The following is a 17073-nucleotide window of genomic DNA, read 5'->3' as shown; positions in this document are numbered from 1 at the left end:
TAAAGCGCCGTGCGCGGCGCGCGCACAAGGGCAGGCGCAGCACGCGTACGGCAGAAAAATGGATTCGAACGCGTATTATCCCTCATCCTGACAGTTGGCCCGCAATCCGCCGGACGGCATATTGACCTGCGTCGAAATAGCCGAATGGCCAACCCCGGCGTGTGCTCACGGCCATTGACAAAGGCGCGTGCGCGAGGCCGGCTGGCCGGGTGGCCAACGAAGGCTTTTGGCAGCGCTTGCGGCGAAAAATTTCGGGAGGGCGGGGTTACAATGTCGCCCATGTCAGATCCCCGCTTCGTCCATCTCCGCGTTCACTCCGAATTCTCGATTGCCGATGGCATCGTGCGTATCGACGACGTCGTCGATTCCGCTGCCAAAGACGGTCAGGGCGCGCTCGCGCTCACCGACCTCGGCAATGCATTCGGTCTCGTCCGTTTCTATCAGGAAGCCCGTGGCAAAGGGGTCAAACCCATTGCCGGCTGCGACGTCTGGATCACGAATCCCGACGACCGCGACAAGCCATCGCGGCTTCTACTGCTGGTCAAGAACAAGACCGGCTATCTGAATCTTTGCGAACTGCTGTCGAAGGCGTGGCTGACGAACCAGTATCGCGGGCGCGCGGAAGTGGAAACGGCGTGGCTCGAAAGCGGGCTCGCCGAAGGGCTGCTCGCGCTGTCGGGCGCGCAGCACGGCGATGTTGGTCTGGCGCTCGCGGCGGGCAACGAAGAAGCCGCGAGGCGCAACGCGCAGCGCTGGGCGACGATCTTCCCGAACGGTTTCTATATCGAGCTGCAGCGCGGCGGTCAGCCCGGTGCGGAGGCGTATGTGCAGCAGGCGGTCGCGCTCGCGGCGTCGCTGAAACTACCCGTGGTCGCCACGCATCCGCTGCAGTTCATGACGCCCGACGACTTCACCGCGCACGAAGCGCGCGTGTGTATTTCGGAAGGCGACATGCTCGCGAATCCGCGTCGCCAGAAGCGCTTCACGACGGACCAGTATTTCCGCACGCAAGCCGAGATGGTCGAGATGTTCGCGGACATTCCGTCGGCCGTCGCGAACACGATTGAAATCGCGAAGCGCTGCAATCTGACGCTCGAACTCGGCAAGCCCAAACTGCCGCTGTTCCCGACGCCCGACGGCATGTCGCTCGACGACTATCTGGTGCAATTGTCGAAGGAAGGCCTGGAGAGGCGTCTCGAGCAACTGTTCCCGGAGCAGACCGAACGCGACGCGCAGCGCGAAACGTACTACGCGCGTCTCGACTTCGAATGCGGCACGATCATCAAGATGGGCTTCCCCGGCTACTTCCTGATCGTCGCGGACTTCATCAACTGGGCGAAGAACAACGGTGTCCCGGTAGGGCCGGGCCGGGGCTCGGGCGCGGGCTCGCTGGTCGCGTACGCGCTCGGCATTACCGACCTCGATCCGCTGCGCTACAACCTGCTGTTCGAACGTTTTCTGAATCCTGAGCGGGTGTCGATGCCCGACTTCGACATCGACTTCTGTCAGCACGGCCGCGATCGCGTGATCCAGTACGTGAAGGAAAAGTACGGTGCAGATGCCGTCTCTCAGATCGCGACGTTCGGCACGATGGCCGCGAAGGCGGCCGTGCGCGATATCGGCCGCGTGCTCGATCTCGGCTACATGTTCACGGACGGCGTCGCCAAGCTGATTCCGTTCAAGCCCGGCAAGCACGTCACCATCGCCGACGCGATGAAGGAAGAACCGCTCTTGCAGGAGCGCTTCGACAACGAAGACGAAGTGCATCAGCTGCTGGAACTCGCGCAGCGCGTGGAAGGCTTGACGCGTAACGTCGGCATGCACGCGGGCGGCGTGCTGATCGCGCCCGGCAAGCTGACGGATTTCTGTCCGCTTTACACGCAGGGCGATGAAAGCGGCGTCGTGAGCCAGTACGACAAGGACGACGTCGAGGCCGTCGGCCTCGTGAAGTTCGACTTCTTGGGTCTGACCACGCTGACCATTCTCGACTGGGCCGAGCGCTACATTCGCCGTCTCGATCCGTCGAAGGAAAACTGGTCGCTTGCGCAGGTGCCGCTCGACGACCCCGCGTCGTTCTCGATCCTCAAGAAAGCGAATACGGTCGCCGTGTTCCAGCTGGAAAGCCGCGGCATGCAAGGCATGCTGAAGGACGCGCAGCCCGACCGCTTCGAGGACATCATCGCGCTCGTGGCGTTGTATCGTCCGGGCCCGATGGATCTGATTCCGAGCTTCTGTGCGCGTAAGCACGGCCGCGAAGTGGTCGAGTATCCGGATCCGCGCGTCGAACCTGTTCTGAAAGAGACCTACGGCATCATGGTCTACCAGGAGCAGGTGATGCAGATGGCGCAGATCATCGGCGGCTATTCGCTGGGCGGCGCCGACTTGCTGCGTCGCGCGATGGGCAAGAAAAAGCCCGAGGAAATGGCGAAGCACCGCGAGATCTTCGCGGAAGGCGCCGCGAAGAACGGTCTGACACGCGAGAAGGCGGACGAAACCTTCGACCTGATGGAGAAGTTCGCGGGCTACGGCTTCAACAAGTCGCACGCGGCTGCGTATGCGCTGCTCGCGTACCACACCGCGTGGCTCAAGGCGCACCATCCCGCCGAATTCATGGCGGCCAATATGTCGCTCGCGATGGACGACACGGACAAGGTCAAGATCCTGTTCGAAGACTGCATCGCGAACAAGATGGCCGTGCTGCCGCCCGACATCAACATGTCCGCGTACCGCTTCGAGCCTGTCGCGGAAGCCGACGGCAAGCGTTCGCGCACGATCCGCTACGGTCTTGGCGCGATCAAGGGCAGCGGTCAGAACGCGATCGAAGAAATCCTGCGCGCGCGCGAAGAAGGCAAGTTCGTCGATCTGTTCGATTTCTGCAACCGGATCGACCGCCGCATCGTCAACCGCCGCACGATCGAAGCACTGATTCGCGCAGGCGCGTTCGATTCCTTGCACGAGAACCGCGCGCAACTGATCGCGTCCGTGTCGCTCGCCATGGAAGCCGCGGATCAGGCGAGCGCCAACGCGATGCAGGCGGGCCTGTTCGACATGGGCGATGCGCCGTCGCAGGGTCATGAACTGATCGACGAACCCGCGTGGCCGGAAAAGCGCCGTTTGCAGGAAGAGAAGACGGCGCTCGGTTTCTACCTGTCGGGTCATCTGTTCGACGCCTACAAGGACGAAGTGCGTCGCTTCGTTCGTCAGAAGATCGGCGAATTGAAGGAAGGGCGCGACAAGCTGGTGGCGGGCGTGATCGTGTCGCTGCGCACGCAGATGACCCAGCGCGGCAAGATGCTGATCGCGCTGCTCGACGACGGCACGGGCCAGTGCGAAGTGACTGTCTTCAATGAGCAATTCGAGGCGCACAAGCAGTTGTTCAAGGAAGACGAACTGCTCGTCGTGCAAGGCCAGGCGCGTAACGATGCGTTCACGGGCGGCATTCGTTTCACCGTCGATACGCCGATGGACCTTGGCCGCGCACGCACGCGTTACGCGCAGGCGGTGAAGGTGCAGATGAACGGCAATGCGAATGCGCTCGTGTTGCGCTCCGTGCTCGAAGCCTATCGTGCGAAGCCGGAAGACGCGGAAGTCGCAGCGCCGGCGCCTGCCGCGCGCGGCGGCGGCCGTGGCGGCTTCGGCGGCAACGGCGATTCGGGCGGGCGCGGGCAGCGGCCATCCGCGCCGATGCCGAACGGCCTCGCCGTGCAGATCGTCTATCGCAGCGACAACGCGGAAGGCGAGGTGCGGCTCGGCGATGCATGGCGCGTGAAGCCAACGGACGAACTGCTCGCCGCGTTGCGCAGCGAGTTTTCAGGCAGCGCGATCGAGATCGTGTACTGACGCCGGTGACGGGCGGGCGGTGTTGATTAACCGAGTCTGACTAACCGAACCGCCCCCGCTCAACGACCCGAAGCCTTCTCGCGGCCGAGGTGCGCGAGCTTCAGAAACCGGTAATACACGGTTTCCGCATTGAACATCGCGATCATGAAACCCGCCCGGCCGTCGAGAAACCCACGCCGCAACAGATAGGTCCGCACGAACGCCCACGCGCCTCGCGCGACGGCCTTTCCGAAGCTGCCGCGTTGACCTGCCGCATGACGCTGTTGTGCGCCCGCCGTCGAATACGCGTCGAGCTTGCGCAGCACCGTCTCGAAGTCTTCGTACGAGTGGTGCATCAGCTTGCCTTCCAGCCGCTTCGCGGGCGTATCGAACACCAGCCGTTCATGCACGAGGTCGTCGGAGAAGCGCGCAGCGCCGCGCCTGAAAAGGCGCGGAATCCAGTCGGGATACCAGCCGCTGTGACGCACCCAATGTCCGCAGAAAGCGGACAGGCGGTCGATGGCATAGACGTCCGCGGCAGGCGCCGCGAGCACGCCTGCAATCGACACGGCCAGTTCCGGCGTGACGATCTCGTCGGCGTCGATCGACAACACCCAGGTCGTGCCGAGGGCATCCAGTGCGCGGTTTTTCTGCGGGCCGAAACCGGGCCAGTCGGTGTGGGTGAGCACGCGCGCGCCGTGCGCGCGGGCGATATCGACGGTGCGATCGGTGCTGCCGCTGTCGACGACGACGATCTCGTCGGCGAATGCAACGGCGCGCAGACATTCGTCGAGCCGCAGCGCGGCATTCTTCGTGATGAGGGCGACGCCGAGTGTGGGTTGTGTCATGCGAATCGAAGCCGGGTGGGACGGCGCACGGTCCGCCCAGCCTGCTGCCGAGGCACCGTCGCCCAACGAAAGTTGCGCAAGTATATACACAGCGGCGCGCGGCGCGATGCAGGCCGGCGGCAAGCTCCCGACCCATGCCGAACGGGCGCGTCAGGCTGCCACGCCCGCGCCGCGCCGGGAAATTCTGCAAACGCGTGGATTTCCAATCATTTAGCCGCGTCGGGATGGCATGCCGAACGGTTTACAATGTCGCATTTGCAATCCGCCCGAGGGGCGGCCTACGGGTGCCGTGAAGCGCGCCCGCATTCCCAGAGGAACTCTTGAGCGCCAAGCCATCGTTAAGCAAGCCCATCGGCTCCGGTGAAGCAACGTCGACCGTCGTCGTCCTGCGCCGTCTGTGGCCGTATGTGAAGCCGCTCATCTGGACCGTTGTCGCCGCCATTCTTACCATGGGCGTCGTAGCCGCAACCGAGGCGGGGATTCCCGCCTTGCTCAAGCCGCTGCTCGACCACGGCTTCGGCGCGCACGGCAGCGACAGCGCCAAGTGGTTCGTGCCGCTCGCCGTGATCGGCCTCGCGCTGGCGCGCGGCGTCACGCAGTACGCGTCGGGCTATCTGCTGTCCTACGTGTCGAACCGCATCCTGCTGGATCTGCGGCTGACCATGTTCAACCGGATGATTCACAGCAGTGTGTCGTTCTTTCAGCGCGAGACGGCCAGCACCGTCATCAACGCGATCGTCTTCGAGGTCAACCAGATCCTGAACGTGCTGATCGGCGTGATGGTGACGCTCGTGCGCGATTCGCTGACGGTCGTGTTCCTGCTCGGCTATCTGTTCTATCTGAACTGGCGCCTGACGCTGATCGTCGCGGTGCTGCTGCCGGGCATCGGCTGGCTGGTGGGCAAGATCAACCGCCGGCTGCGTCGCCTGAACCGCGAGCATCAGACGCTGACCAACGAGCTGTCCTACATCGTCGAGGAGACCGTGGGCGGCTATAAGGTCGTCAAGGTGCACAACGGGGAGCGGTACGAGATCGACCGCTTCACGGAGATGAGCAAGCAGCTGCGCGGCTATTCGATGCGCATGACGGTGTCGGGCGGACTGGCGCAGCCGCTGACGCAGTTTCTGGCGTCGATCGCGCTCGCTGTCGTGATCACGATTGCCGTCGTGCAGTCGTCGCACGATCAGACGACGGTCGGCGGCTTTGTCGCGTTCGTCACGTCGATGCTGCTGATCATTTCGCCGCTCAAGCATCTGATGGACGTGAACCAGCCGCTCCAGCGCGGGATGACGGCAGCGGAACTGATCTTCGGGCTGATCGACGAGCCTTCGGAGCCGCCGGGCGGCGGGCGCACACTGGAGCGCTCGAAGGGCGAAGTCGAGTTCCGCGACGTGTCGTTCAGGTACGGCGCGACGGGTCCGATGCAGCGGCAGACGCTCGATAGCGTGTCGTTCAAGGTCGCGCCCGGCGAGATGGTCGCGCTGGCCGGTCCGTCGGGCAGCGGCAAGACGACGCTGGTGAACCTGCTGCCGCGCTTCTTCGATCCGAGCGCCGGGCAGGTGCTCGTCGACGGCGTCCCGTTGGCGGAGTACGGCATCCATGATTTGCGCAGCCAGATCGCGATGGTGAGCCAGGACGTCGTGCTGTTCAACGACACGATCGCGAACAACGTCGCCTACGGACAGCCCGCGGACGCGGAACGCGTGAAGGCGGCCTTGCAGGCGGCCAATCTGTGGGACACGGTGGCGGCGATGCCGAACGGCATCGAGACGCTGATCGGCGACAACGGCATGATGCTGTCGGGCGGCCAGCGCCAGCGTCTCGCGATCGCCCGCGCGGTGTACAAGGACGCGCCGATCCTGATTCTCGACGAAGCCACGTCGGCGCTCGATTCCGAATCCGAACGCCACGTGCAGGCCGCGCTCGAAACGCTGATGAAGGGCCGCACGACGCTCGTGATCGCGCATCGGCTGTCGACCATCGAGCGCGCGGACCGCATCCTCGTGCTCGACGCGGGGCGTATCGTCGAGCGGGGCAGCCATCGCGAACTGCTGGCGCAGAACGGGTTGTATGCGCATCTGCATCGCATCCAGTTTCAGCAGCATGCGGCATGACGGCCGCGTAACCCCACGATAGAGAACGCCCGCGCGGCCCTGTGCCGCAAGCGGGCGCGCCCGCCGCTACGATGCGTACGACGCAGCCGGCGACCATTCAGACAGATGGCATGATTCACATCTTCAACGGCTTTCACAATCCGAACGGCGGCAGCGAGCAGGAGGCACTGCGCCTGTACGAGTTGCTGCACGGCAAGGGCGATGTGCAGCTCTGGAGCACGTCGTCGCGGACGTCGGACGAACTGTCGGCGGCCTATCCGATCCGTCGGCTCGCGCCGCTCAAGGCCAGCGTGCCGCGCGGCGGCACCTACGTGTTCGTCGGCGCGCACTGGCGCAACCGTGTGTGGCCGTATTTCGCGGGCCGTCCCGAGCGGCTCGTGTATATATTCAACACGTTTCATCCGAAGCTGCTCGCGCTGACCTCGGCGCCGCCGCCGCTGTTGCGCTGGCCCGCGACCGAGTTCGTGCTGATCTCCGCGTTCCAGGCGCGGCTGCTCGGCGTGAAGGGCGAGATCCAGCCTTCGCCGATCGATATCGGCCGCTTTGCGCCGCGCGTGCGCGAATCGCGCGCGCAGCCGGTCATTGGCCGTTTGAGCCGCGATACGGCCGACAAGCATCATCCCGACGACATCGCCGTGTACAGGACGCTCGTCGAGCGCGGCTGCAAGCTGCTGCTGCAAGGCGCGACGACGCTGGCGGGGGCATTGCCGCAAGACGACGCGATCCGTCTGTTGCCCGAAGGCGCGATGGCCGCACCGGACTTTCTGCACGAGCTCGATATCTTCTACTACCGTACGGGCGAGCACGTCGAGACGTTCGGGCGCGTGGTGCTCGAGGCGATGGCGTGCGGTTTGCCCGTCGTGTGCCACCGGCACGGCGGCTACGCGGATGTCGTCCGGCACGGCGAGAACGGTTACCTGTTCGATACGTCGGACGAAGCGCTGGCGATACTCGCTGAACTGATCGCGCAGCCGGCGTTGCGCGCGAAGATCGGCGCCGCCGCGCGCAGGACGGTCGAGCAACTGTATTCCCCAGAGGCGCTCGATGCCCGCACCGCGTTCTATCTGCGCGGCGCCGCGCGATGACTTTCCGCGCCTTACGGGCGCTTGCAAGGCGCCCAGGCGTGAAACCAAAACGCATGGTGGCCATGAGATGATGACGATGGCGTGACCCGTTGCCCGGGCACGGAAGCGGACAGCAGCAAGCAGGAGCAGGCAGAGAGAATCAGCAAGATCAACAAAAGGCACCGGCTGACGAAAGCCGGGCCGTCGACGCAGCGAGCCCTGGTCCGAGGCTACGCGTGCGCACTTCGTCAATGAGAGTTGAAGCACACATGCATCACGCTACAAAAGATTCGTATCCCCTGATCCTTGCGCGAAGCTTCGCGCTCATCGCGCTGTTTGCCGTGCCGTTGTCGACGGCGGGCGTCAATATCGCGGCGACGCTGTTTGCGGTGTGCGCGCTGCTGTCGCCAGAAGTGTGGCGCAACTGGCGCTCGCTTTTCACGGACCGCGTGAGCGTCGCGGCGCTGCTGCTCGCCGCCGTGCTGACGCTGAGCCTCGCGTGGACGACGGCGGATCGCGTGCATGCGATGGACTTCCTGATGAAGTACCGCAAGCTGATCTATCTGCCGCTGCTGATCCTGACGTTCCGCGATTGCCGCACGACCGCGTGGACGACGGCTGCGAAGTGGGCGTTGTTCAGCGCGTTGACGTTTTTGCTGCTGCTGTCATGCTCGAATTACTTCGGCTGGACGTCCATTGGCCCGTGGCACTCGAATACCGATCCGATCCGCAGGGCGTGGGTCTTCAAGGACCATATCGCCGCGGGCATCATGATGGCGCTGCTGTTCTATCTCGCGCTGAACTTCGCGAAGCAGGCGCGCACGCGAGCCGCGAAGGCGGCGCTCTGTGTCGTCGCGCTGCTGGCCATCGTCAACGTGCTGCTGATGATGCAGGGGCGCACGGGGCAGATCATCGCGATTCTGTTCATCGTGGTCTACGTCGTGACGTATTTCGTGTCGCTGCGTGGCGTAAAACCCTGGGTGCGCTGGGGAGCGGCGTCGTGCTGGTGGCTATCGCGGGCGGTCTCGTGTACGCGGCGCTGCATTCGCACGGTTCGCGTCTCGCGGAAACGAACGACGAAATCAGCGCATACGAAACGTCCAACAAGAACACGTCAATGGGCGTGCGGATCGTGTTCTATCGGCGCAGCCTCGAATTGTTGGCCGAGCGCCCGATCATCGGCCATGGCGTGGGCACCGTGCAGGACGAGTTCGACGCGTACGCACGCAACCACACGGGCGCCGCCGCGGCCACGGCGGGCAATCCGCACAATGAATTTCTGCTGATGGGCATTCAGCTAGGCGTTGTCGGCATTGCGCTATTTGTGTTTCTGCTCGTGCAGATCGGTCGGACCGCGCTCGAGTTGCGCGAGCCGGCGCGCACCATCGTGTTCGCTTATCTGTTCGCTTTTACGATCGGCTGCTTTGCGAACTCGCTGTTGCTCAACTTTACCGAAGGCAATCTGTTTATCTTCCTCATCGGCATTTTCCTGAGTTGTCGTCGGGGCACACCTTCGCAAGCAGACGAACGCTTGAGCCAGTAAAGCGCATTCGACGCGGCTCAGACGCCGCTCGTCACCAGCGACAGCACCGACAGATCAGGATGCGTGCCTTCGATGATGCTCTTGCCGACGTGCACGGCTTCATAGATTGCATCGTCGAGTGTCTTGAACGACTCTTCGCCGTCCGCGTGAAACGTCACCGTGTGACCGGGCGACTTCGGATCAGCGCCGGGATGGCACACGTAGCCGATATACGTGTAGCGCTCGCTGCCGTCCTTCAGTGACGGCGCGACGTGAATTTCGAAGCCTTCATAGTCGACTTGTTGCCAGTTCAGGGTTGCGGCGTCGTCGGGCATGATTGCCTCCGTGCGGGCGGCGCGCCGGCGGCCTGACGATGATGGGCGACGCTGACGCTTGCCGTGTGTCGTGCGCCGCGGTGCGCGGCGCGCTTCAATGTAGCGAGGAAAGGGGATTCAGTGCCGGTGGCGCAAGCGTTCCCACCAACGATGCCCGTCGTAGCGGCCCGACCCGTCGCGGATGTGATGCGCGTGATGCTCGCGCCGCAATTGGTGCGACAGCAGCGTCGCGATGAGCGCCAGCACGACGATGCCGACCACGATGCCAACCATTGATTCAGCCATGGCAGCCTCCGTCTATTGCAACTGCATATCGAAAGTCTAGTTGATTTGCCGGAACAGGGCGGGCGGCGGCTTCGTCATGTGCCATACACCGTCAGGGCACCGCGCGCGATCAATCTATGTAACCTCTACACGGAAGCCATTGAAATTTCGTATGGCCTCGCGATGCGGGTTGCATCGGTTAGTCAGTTTTCGTCGTCGGAAAGCAGCGCTTCGAGGCCGAAAAGCCATGCGATGCTGAAGGTCAGCACGCCCGCGGCCGAGCGCTTCGGTAGTGCGGTTTTTTCTTGCGACGCCGGGCGGTAAAGCCCGTCGTAGCAAGGGTTGGGTAGAGGTGTCTGATCGTCGTTGTATTCGTATTGTTCGGAGCGCATGTCGCCTCCCGCGTGCGGTGTGATCCTCTAACAGCAAGCGGCGTGCCATCAGAAGTCTGCGGGAGAAGGGGGCGGATCACATCAGCACGATGTCGTATTGCTCCTGACTCAGATTCGACTCGACCTGCAACGACACCGGCTTGCCGATGAAATCGATCAGCATGGCCAGATGCTGGGATTCTTCCTCGAGAAACAGATCGATCACCTGCTGCGACGCGACCACGCGAAACTCACGCGGATTGAACTGGCGCGACTCGCGCAGAATTTCCCGTAGCACGTCATAACACACGGTACGCGCCGTCTTTACTTGCCCCTTGCCCTGGCAAATAGGGCATGGCTCGCACAGCACATGCGCGAGCGACTCGCGCGTGCGCTTTCGCGTCATCTCGACGAGCCCAAGCTGCGAGAACCCGTTGACCGTCACGCGCGTGCGGTCGCGCGACAGCGCCTTCTTCAGTTCGTTGAGCACCTGATCGCGATGCTCGACGTTTTCCATATCGATGAAGTCGATGATGATCACGCCGCCCAGATTGCGCAGCCGCAACTGACGCGCGATGGTATGCGCCGCTTCGAGATTGGTCTTGAAGATCGTGTCGTCGAAGTTGCGCGCGCCGACGTAGCCGCCCGTGTTCACGTCGATGGTCGTCATCGCTTCCGTCTGGTCGATCACCAGATAGCCGCCCGACTTCAGATCGACGCGCCTGGACAGCGCGCGCTGGATTTCCGTCTCGATGTTGTACAGATCGAAGAGGGGACGCTCGCCCGTGTAGTGATGCAGCTTCGACGACACAGCGGGCGTGAACTCGGCCGCGAACTCCGCGAGCATCTGATAGGTCTCGCGCGAATCCACCTGAATGCGCGTGGTCTCGTCATTGACGAAGTCGCGCAGCACGCGCTGCGCGAGATTCAGGTCCTGATAGAGCAGGCTCGTGGGCGGCATGCGCTGCCCCTGCGAAAGGATCGTTGCCCATGTCTTGCGCAGATACGCAACGTCACCCGCCAGTTCTTCGCTCGTCGCGTCTTCGGCGATGGTGCGCACGATGTAGCCGCCTTTCTCGTCGACGGGCAACACCGACGTCAGGCGTGCGCGCACGGCCTCGCGCTCGGCTTCGCTTTCGATCTTTTGCGAAATGCCGATATGCGGTTCCTGGGGCAGATAGACCAGCGTGCGCCCGGCAATGCTCACCTGTGTGGACAGCCGCGCGCCTTTCGTGCCGATCGGGTCCTTCACGACCTGGACCATCAGCGTTTGCCCTTCGAAGACGATCTTCTCGATGGGCTGATGCGGCACCTGCTGCTGCGATTCGCCCGCGAGCCGCGGATGCCAGATATCGGCGACGTGCAGGAACGCAGCGCGCTCCAGACCGATATCGATAAACGCGGACTGCATGCCCGGCAGCACGCGCACGACCTTGCCGAGATAGACATTGCCGACGCGCCCGCGCGACAACGTGCGTTCGACGTGAAGCTCCTGCACCGCGCCCTGCTGGACCAACGCTACGCGCGTCTCCTGTGGCGTAACGTTAATCAGGATTTCTTCGTTCATGGTGTTGTTTTAGAAGTCGATGCGCGCCGCACGTAGAAGGGCAGCGGTTTCAAACAATGGCAAACCCATGATACCTGAATAGGACCCGTCGATATGTTCGATAAACTCCGCCGCGCGCCCCTGAACGCCATACGCGCCCGCCTTGCCGAGCGGCTCGCCGCTTGCTGCGTAGCGGCGCAGCGCATCGCTTTGCACTGCAGCAAAACGCACTCGCGAAACCGATAGCGCGGGCGCGAGCAGTTCGCCATGTGCATCGACGACGGCCACGGACGTCAGCACTTCATGATCGCGGCCCGCAAGGCGGGTGAGCATGGCGACCGCATCGTCGGGATCGACCGGCTTGCCGAGAATGTCATCGTCGATCGTGACGGTTGTATCGGCAACCAGAATGGGCGCGTTCGCGTGGCCACCCGCGACGAGCCGTGCGCGCGCCGCATGCGCCTTCGCAATGCACACACGCATTACGTAGTCGTGCGCGCGCTCCCCGGGCAACTCGGCTTCTAGCGCTTCGGCGTCTTCATCGGGGCGGGGCAGCAGCAGTTCGAAGCGCACGCCCAGTTGCGTGAGCAACTCCTGACGGCGAGGGCTTTGCGACGCGAGATGGACGAACGGAAACACAGCGGACTGATTGGACATGGATCGGCTTTAAAGAAACGGGAGACGCGGCCCGGCAAAGGCGGAAGCCTACGAAAGCATTGAGCGTAACAGATGGCGCAGACGGCACAACCCGGCCGTTCGGCCAGGTTGTGCGCGATGAGACACAGCCGGAAGATGAGGCGTGTTCAGACCCGAGGTTCAGGCCCGATGATACGGATGATTCTGCGTGATGGTCCACGCGCGATACAGTTGTTCGGCAAGCAGCACGCGGACCATCGCGTGCGGCAGCGTGAGGCTCGACAGGCGCAGCAGCATGTCCGCGCGCGCCTTCAGTTCGGGGTCGAGCCCGTCCGCGCCGCCAATCAGAAACGCGACGTCGCGCCCGTCCTGTTGCCACGAGGGCAGGGCATTGGCGAGCTGCATCGTGGTCCAGTCCTTGCCGCGTTCATCGAGCGCGACGATGCGCGCGTTCTTCGGCAACGCGGCTTCGATTTTCTGGCGCTCGGCGGCCATCACGCTTTCGGCAGAGCGGCCCGACGAACGCTGCTCGGGCTTGAGCTCGCGCAGTTCGATGCGCAGCTCGGGGGGCATGCGCTTCGCGTACTCGTCGAAGCCCGTTGCGATCCAGTCGGGCATCTTGTGGCCAACCGCGACGATATGCAGTTTCATCGTCAGCCTCGCGCCCGGTCAGCGCCGCCAGCGGCGGCACGCGCGAGCCTTGTCGTGGACAACGGCACGCTCACGAGCGGCGGCGAGCGGGCGCCTTGCGCGCAGGACGTACGACGGGTGCTTCTTCGTCTTCGTCCTCGTCGTCGAGCGGTTCGGACGGACGGGCGCCGCCGAACGGGTTCGGCGCCGAGAGCTTCACGCGCACCGGCTTGTCGCCCCAGATTTCTTCGAGGTTGTAGTACTGGCGCAGGGCCGGTTGCAGGATGTGAACGACGGCATCGCCGCAGTCCACCAGCACCCATTCGCCGATGTCTTCGCCCTCGGTGCTGATGATGTCGCCGCCCGCTTCCTTGACCTTCTCGCGCACGCTGGACGCGAGCGCCTTGGTCTGGCGGTTCGACGTGCCGCTCGCGACGATGACGCGGTCGAACAGTTCGGTGAGGTGGCTGGTGTTGAACACCCTGATGTCTTGCGCCTTGACGTCTTCGAGTCCGTCGACGATCGCGCGTTGCAGCTTGCGTATATCCATGGTTACCGGTGTTGATACAGATGATGTTGAACAATATAGTCCCACACAGCAGTGGGGACATGATTTGGTGCGGACTGGCCGTGGGCGGCAGCGCCGCTTGCCGAGGCGTCCGCATCGTTTTCGAACCACGCGCGCAGGTGCGCGCGGATGTCGGTGGCCGACACGTCGAACGCAAGCGACGTGTCGATCAGCAAATGGCCGGCGGGTGTCGCCTGCAGCGTCCCTGCTTGCGCCGCGCGCTGCCTGACCGCTGCCGCGACGGGGGCCGGCACGGCCGCCACGTCGAAGCCCGGGCGTGTCGCGGCGGCGATATGCGCATAGTCGAACAGGCGCTGCCAGTCGCGCCACGTGTCGAGCCGCACGAGCTGGTCGGCGCCGATCAGAAGCGAGATCGACACTTCCGCGCCTTCGCGCTCGCGCCAGCGCCGCAGCGTTTCGACGGTGTAAGTCGGGCCGTCGTGCTCGATTTCATCCGTGGCGACGCTGACGGCCACGCCCGGCAGGGTCAACGACGCAGCGGCCGCGCGCGTCATCGCGAGCCGGTCTCCGGCCGCCGATACGTCCGCCTTCTGCCACGGCTGGCCCGCCGGCATCAGCACGAGTTCGGTCAGATCGAGCGTTTCGGCGAAACGTCGCGCGAGCGCGAGATGGCCGTCGTGGATCGGATCGAACGTGCCGCCGAGTATGCCGATACGTCGGCGCAAGGCCCGTTGAGGTGCGACGGATTGAGCGGTCGGATTCAGTTGCGGTTCCTTTGCCTGTCAGTAGAAGCGGGTAGCGCGCGACGGGGCGCGTCAGACCCACTCGCGCGGCACGAGAAAGTCGCTGGTCAGGCGCGCTTCCGGCGTGCCCGGCTCGGGCTGCCAGTTGTAGCGCCAGTTTACGACAGGTGGCATCGACATCAGGATCGATTCCGTGCGGCCGCCGCTTTGCAGCCCGAACAGTGTGCCACGGTCGAAGACGAGGTTGAACTCGACGTACCGGCCGCGCCGGTAGGCCTGGAAATCGCGCTGGGCTTCGCCGTACGGCATGTCGCGGCGTTTTTCGATGATGGGCAGATACGCGTCCAGAAACGCATCGCCGACGCTCTGGACCATCGCGAACGACTGCTCGAAGCCGGGTTCCGCGTAGTCGTCGAAGAAAATCCCGCCGATGCCGCGCGCCTCGTTGCGGTGCTTCAGGAAAAAATAGTCATCGCACCAGCGCTTGAAGCGCGGGTACAGATCGTCGCCATACGGTTGCAGCGCGTCGCGGCAGACGCGGTGAAAATGCTGCGCGTCCTCTTCAAAGCCGTAGTAGGGCGTCAGATCCATGCCGCCGCCGAACCAGAACACGGGCGCTTCGCCTGCTTTCGTCGCGACGAGCAGCCGCACGTTCATGTGGACGGTGGGGCAGTACGGGTTGCGCGGGTGCAGCACCAGCGACACGCCCATGGCCTCGAATCCGCGCCCCGCCAGTTGCGGGCGCAGCGCACTTGCCGAGCCGGGCAGCGCGTCGCCTTGCACGTCCGAGAAGCCGATGCCCGCTCGCTCGAAGAACCGGCCGTCTTCCAGAATGCGCGTGCAGCCGCCGCCGCGCAGCTTCTCGCCGGGCGCGCGCTGCCATGTATCCGTGGCAAGCGGTGTGCCGTCGAACGCGCCGAGCGCGTCGGCGATCCGTGCCTGCAGGCCTTGCAACCAGTTGCGGACCGTCTGGGTATCGTGGGCGTCGTGAATCGAATCGGTCATGGTGTATGGGGCGCGGCAGGTTTGGAGCGCTGGCGCGGTGGGGTCTTAATGTGGGACAGGTCAAACGTGCTGCGATGTCTGCGGGACCTTGGCGACATGCGCCTTGGCGGTTGCCGCCGCTTGCCAGCGGACGGGCGCGCATTACCGCCCGCAGCCGCACATCTGTTCCGACTGACCCAAGTGTAGCGCCGGCGCGGCCAACTGGCCCCAGAGGGCCGTGTCATGCGTCGGGCAAGTGCCCGAACGCCGCGCCGGAAAGTGCTTTGGCGTGGAAAGCGTCAGCCTTGGCCGTGTTTGCGGTTGGCCGCGCGATAACCGATGTCGCGGCGATACTGCATGCCGTCGAACGAAATATGGTTGATCGCCTCATACGCAACCGACTGCGCGCTACGCACCGAGTCCGCCAGCCCGACGACGCACAGCACGCGTCCGCCCGTCGTCGTCAGCTTGCCGTCCGCCAGCGCCGTACCCGCATGGAACGTCACCGAGTCCGCCGTCTCGACGGGGATGCCGCTGATGAAGTCGCCCTTGCGCGGTGCTTCCGGATAGTTGTGCGCGGCCAGCACGACGCCCAGCGCCGTGCGGCGGTCCCATTCCAGCTCGACCGTATCCAGCGTGCCAGCGATGGCCTGCTCGACGACCTTCGAGAAGTCGCCCTTCAGGCGCGCCATGATCGGCTGCGTTTCCGGGTCGCCCATCCGGCAGTTGAATTCGAGCGTCTTCGGGTTGCCTTGCGCGTCGATCATCAGGCCGGCGTACAGGAAACCCGTGAAACGGATGCCTTCCTTCTCCATGCCGCGCACGGTCGGCAGGATGATTTCGCGCATCACGCGTGCATGCAGTTGCGGCGTGACGATGGGCGCGGGCGAATAGGCGCCCATGCCGCCCGTGTTCGGGCCCTGATCGCCGTCCAGCAGGCGTTTGTGGTCCTGGCTCGACGCCAGCGCCAGCACGTTGATGCCGTCCACCATCACGATGAAGCTCGCTTCCTCGCCAGCGAGGAACTCTTCGATCACGACACGCGCGCCCGCATCACCGAGCTTGTTGTCCGACAGCATCATGTCGACGGCCTGGTGCGCTTCGTCGAGCGTCTGCGCGACGACCACGCCCTTGCCGGCCGCGAGGCCGTCGGCCTTGATCACGATGGGCGCGCCCTTGGCGTCGATGTAGGCGTGCGCGGCAGCCACGTCCGAGAAGGTCTCGTATTCCGCTGTCGGAATGGCGTGGCGCTTCATGAACGCCTTCGCGAAGTCCTTCGAGCTTTCGAGCTGCGCCGCTTCCTTGGTCGGGCCGAAAATCTTCAGACCACGCGCGCGGAAGATGTTGACGATGCCCGCCGCGAGCGGCTGCTCCGGGCCGACCAGCGTGAACGCGATCTGCTCTTTCTCGACGAAGTCGGCGAGCGCGTTCGGATCGGTGATGCCGATGTTGAGCAGACGGTCGTCCTGGGCCGTGCCGCCGTTGCCGGGCGCGACATAGACGAGCTGCACGCGTGGCGACTGCGCGAGCTTCCATGCGAGCGCGTGCTCGCGACCGCCGGAACCGACGACGAGTAACTTCATGTGATTCCCCGAATGCTAAAAACCGTGAACGGCCCGCGCATTGGCGCGAGCCGTGAATATCTACCTTCGCACAACGTGAGCGCGT

Annotated in this window: 15 protein-coding genes and 1 pseudogene; 5 read left to right on the top strand and 11 right to left on the bottom strand. The window is 64.2% G+C overall.

Going from position 1 to position 17073, the window contains the following annotated elements; all coding sequences use genetic code 11:
- The first annotated feature begins 270 nt into the window (after positions 1-270).
- On the top strand, positions 271-3840 hold the full coding sequence (dnaE, locus tag PPGU16_RS11620; protein ID WP_180720115.1) for a DNA polymerase III subunit alpha: 3570 nt from the start codon (positions 271-273) through the stop codon (positions 3838-3840).
- Between the two features lie 59 nt (positions 3841-3899).
- On the opposite strand, the gene PPGU16_RS11615 is transcribed toward dnaE, so the two are convergent.
- Positions 3900-4667, bottom strand: coding sequence for a glycosyltransferase family 2 protein (locus PPGU16_RS11615; protein ID WP_180720114.1), 768 nt, complete (start codon positions 4665-4667; stop codon positions 3900-3902).
- A 320-nt stretch (positions 4668-4987) separates the two neighbouring features.
- Here PPGU16_RS11615 and msbA point away from each other — a divergent pair, with 320 nt between their 5' ends.
- The 4 genes and pseudogenes from msbA (at position 4988) to PPGU16_RS42650 (ending at position 9388) form a co-directional block, all read left to right on the top strand.
- Complete coding sequence (gene msbA / locus PPGU16_RS11610) at positions 4988-6781, top strand: lipid A export permease/ATP-binding protein MsbA (RefSeq protein WP_180720113.1); 1794 nt, start codon at positions 4988-4990, stop codon at positions 6779-6781.
- Positions 6782-6852: 71 nt separating this feature from the next.
- The gene (locus PPGU16_RS11605; RefSeq protein ID WP_180720112.1) at positions 6853-7866 is read left to right on the top strand and encodes a glycosyltransferase family 4 protein; all 1014 of its coding nucleotides are present in this window, start codon (positions 6853-6855) and stop codon (positions 7864-7866) included.
- Positions 7867-8512: 646 nt separating this feature from the next.
- Positions 8513-9112 (top strand): annotated as a pseudogene (locus PPGU16_RS42655) (O-antigen ligase family protein); the annotation flags it as partial.
- 18 nt (positions 9113-9130) lie between these two features.
- Positions 9131-9388: a hypothetical protein gene (locus PPGU16_RS42650; RefSeq protein ID WP_243460602.1), complete on the top strand. Its 258-nt coding sequence runs from the start codon at positions 9131-9133 to the stop codon at positions 9386-9388.
- Between the two features lie 17 nt (positions 9389-9405).
- On the opposite strand, the gene PPGU16_RS11595 is transcribed toward PPGU16_RS42650, so the two are convergent.
- From PPGU16_RS11595 to purD, 10 genes are all read right to left on the bottom strand, one after another.
- Positions 9406-9702, bottom strand: a complete 297-nt coding sequence (locus PPGU16_RS11595; RefSeq protein ID WP_180720111.1) for a hypothetical protein — start codon at positions 9700-9702, stop codon at positions 9406-9408.
- 117 nt (positions 9703-9819) lie between these two features.
- The gene (locus PPGU16_RS11590) at positions 9820-9987 is read right to left on the bottom strand and encodes a hypothetical protein (protein ID WP_180720110.1); all 168 of its coding nucleotides are present in this window, start codon (positions 9985-9987) and stop codon (positions 9820-9822) included.
- 182 nt (positions 9988-10169) lie between these two features.
- Positions 10170-10358, bottom strand: a complete 189-nt coding sequence (locus tag PPGU16_RS11585; RefSeq protein WP_180720109.1) for a hypothetical protein — start codon at positions 10356-10358, stop codon at positions 10170-10172.
- A gap of 76 nt (positions 10359-10434) precedes the next feature.
- Positions 10435-11904 carry a ribonuclease G gene (rng, locus tag PPGU16_RS11580; protein WP_180720108.1) on the bottom strand — a complete coding sequence of 490 codons (1470 nt, stop codon included), beginning with the start codon at positions 11902-11904 and terminating at the stop codon, positions 10435-10437.
- Between the two features lie 9 nt (positions 11905-11913).
- On the bottom strand, positions 11914-12540 hold the full coding sequence (locus PPGU16_RS11575) for a Maf family protein (RefSeq protein ID WP_180720107.1): 627 nt from the start codon (positions 12538-12540) through the stop codon (positions 11914-11916).
- 159 nt (positions 12541-12699) lie between these two features.
- Positions 12700-13170, bottom strand: coding sequence for a 23S rRNA (pseudouridine(1915)-N(3))-methyltransferase RlmH (gene rlmH / locus PPGU16_RS11570; protein WP_007583432.1), 471 nt, complete (start codon positions 13168-13170; stop codon positions 12700-12702).
- 70 nt (positions 13171-13240) lie between these two features.
- Positions 13241-13699, bottom strand: coding sequence for a ribosome silencing factor (rsfS, locus tag PPGU16_RS11565; protein WP_180720106.1), 459 nt, complete (start codon positions 13697-13699; stop codon positions 13241-13243).
- 2 nt (positions 13700-13701) lie between these two features.
- Positions 13702-14442: a nicotinate-nucleotide adenylyltransferase gene (locus PPGU16_RS11560; protein WP_180722612.1), complete on the bottom strand. Its 741-nt coding sequence runs from the start codon at positions 14440-14442 to the stop codon at positions 13702-13704.
- Between the two features lie 51 nt (positions 14443-14493).
- Positions 14494-15426, bottom strand: a complete 933-nt coding sequence (gene hemF / locus PPGU16_RS11555; RefSeq protein WP_180720105.1) for an oxygen-dependent coproporphyrinogen oxidase — start codon at positions 15424-15426, stop codon at positions 14494-14496.
- Between the two features lie 278 nt (positions 15427-15704).
- Positions 15705-16988, bottom strand: coding sequence for a phosphoribosylamine--glycine ligase (gene purD, locus PPGU16_RS11550; RefSeq protein ID WP_180720104.1), 1284 nt, complete (start codon positions 16986-16988; stop codon positions 15705-15707).
- Positions 16989-17073 lie beyond the last annotated feature (85 nt).

Origin of the sequence: Paraburkholderia largidicola, assembly GCF_013426895.1 — a bacterium.
Classification (GTDB): Bacteria; Pseudomonadota; Gammaproteobacteria; order Burkholderiales; family Burkholderiaceae; genus Paraburkholderia; species Paraburkholderia largidicola.
This window is presented reverse-complemented; position numbering and strand designations above follow the sequence as displayed.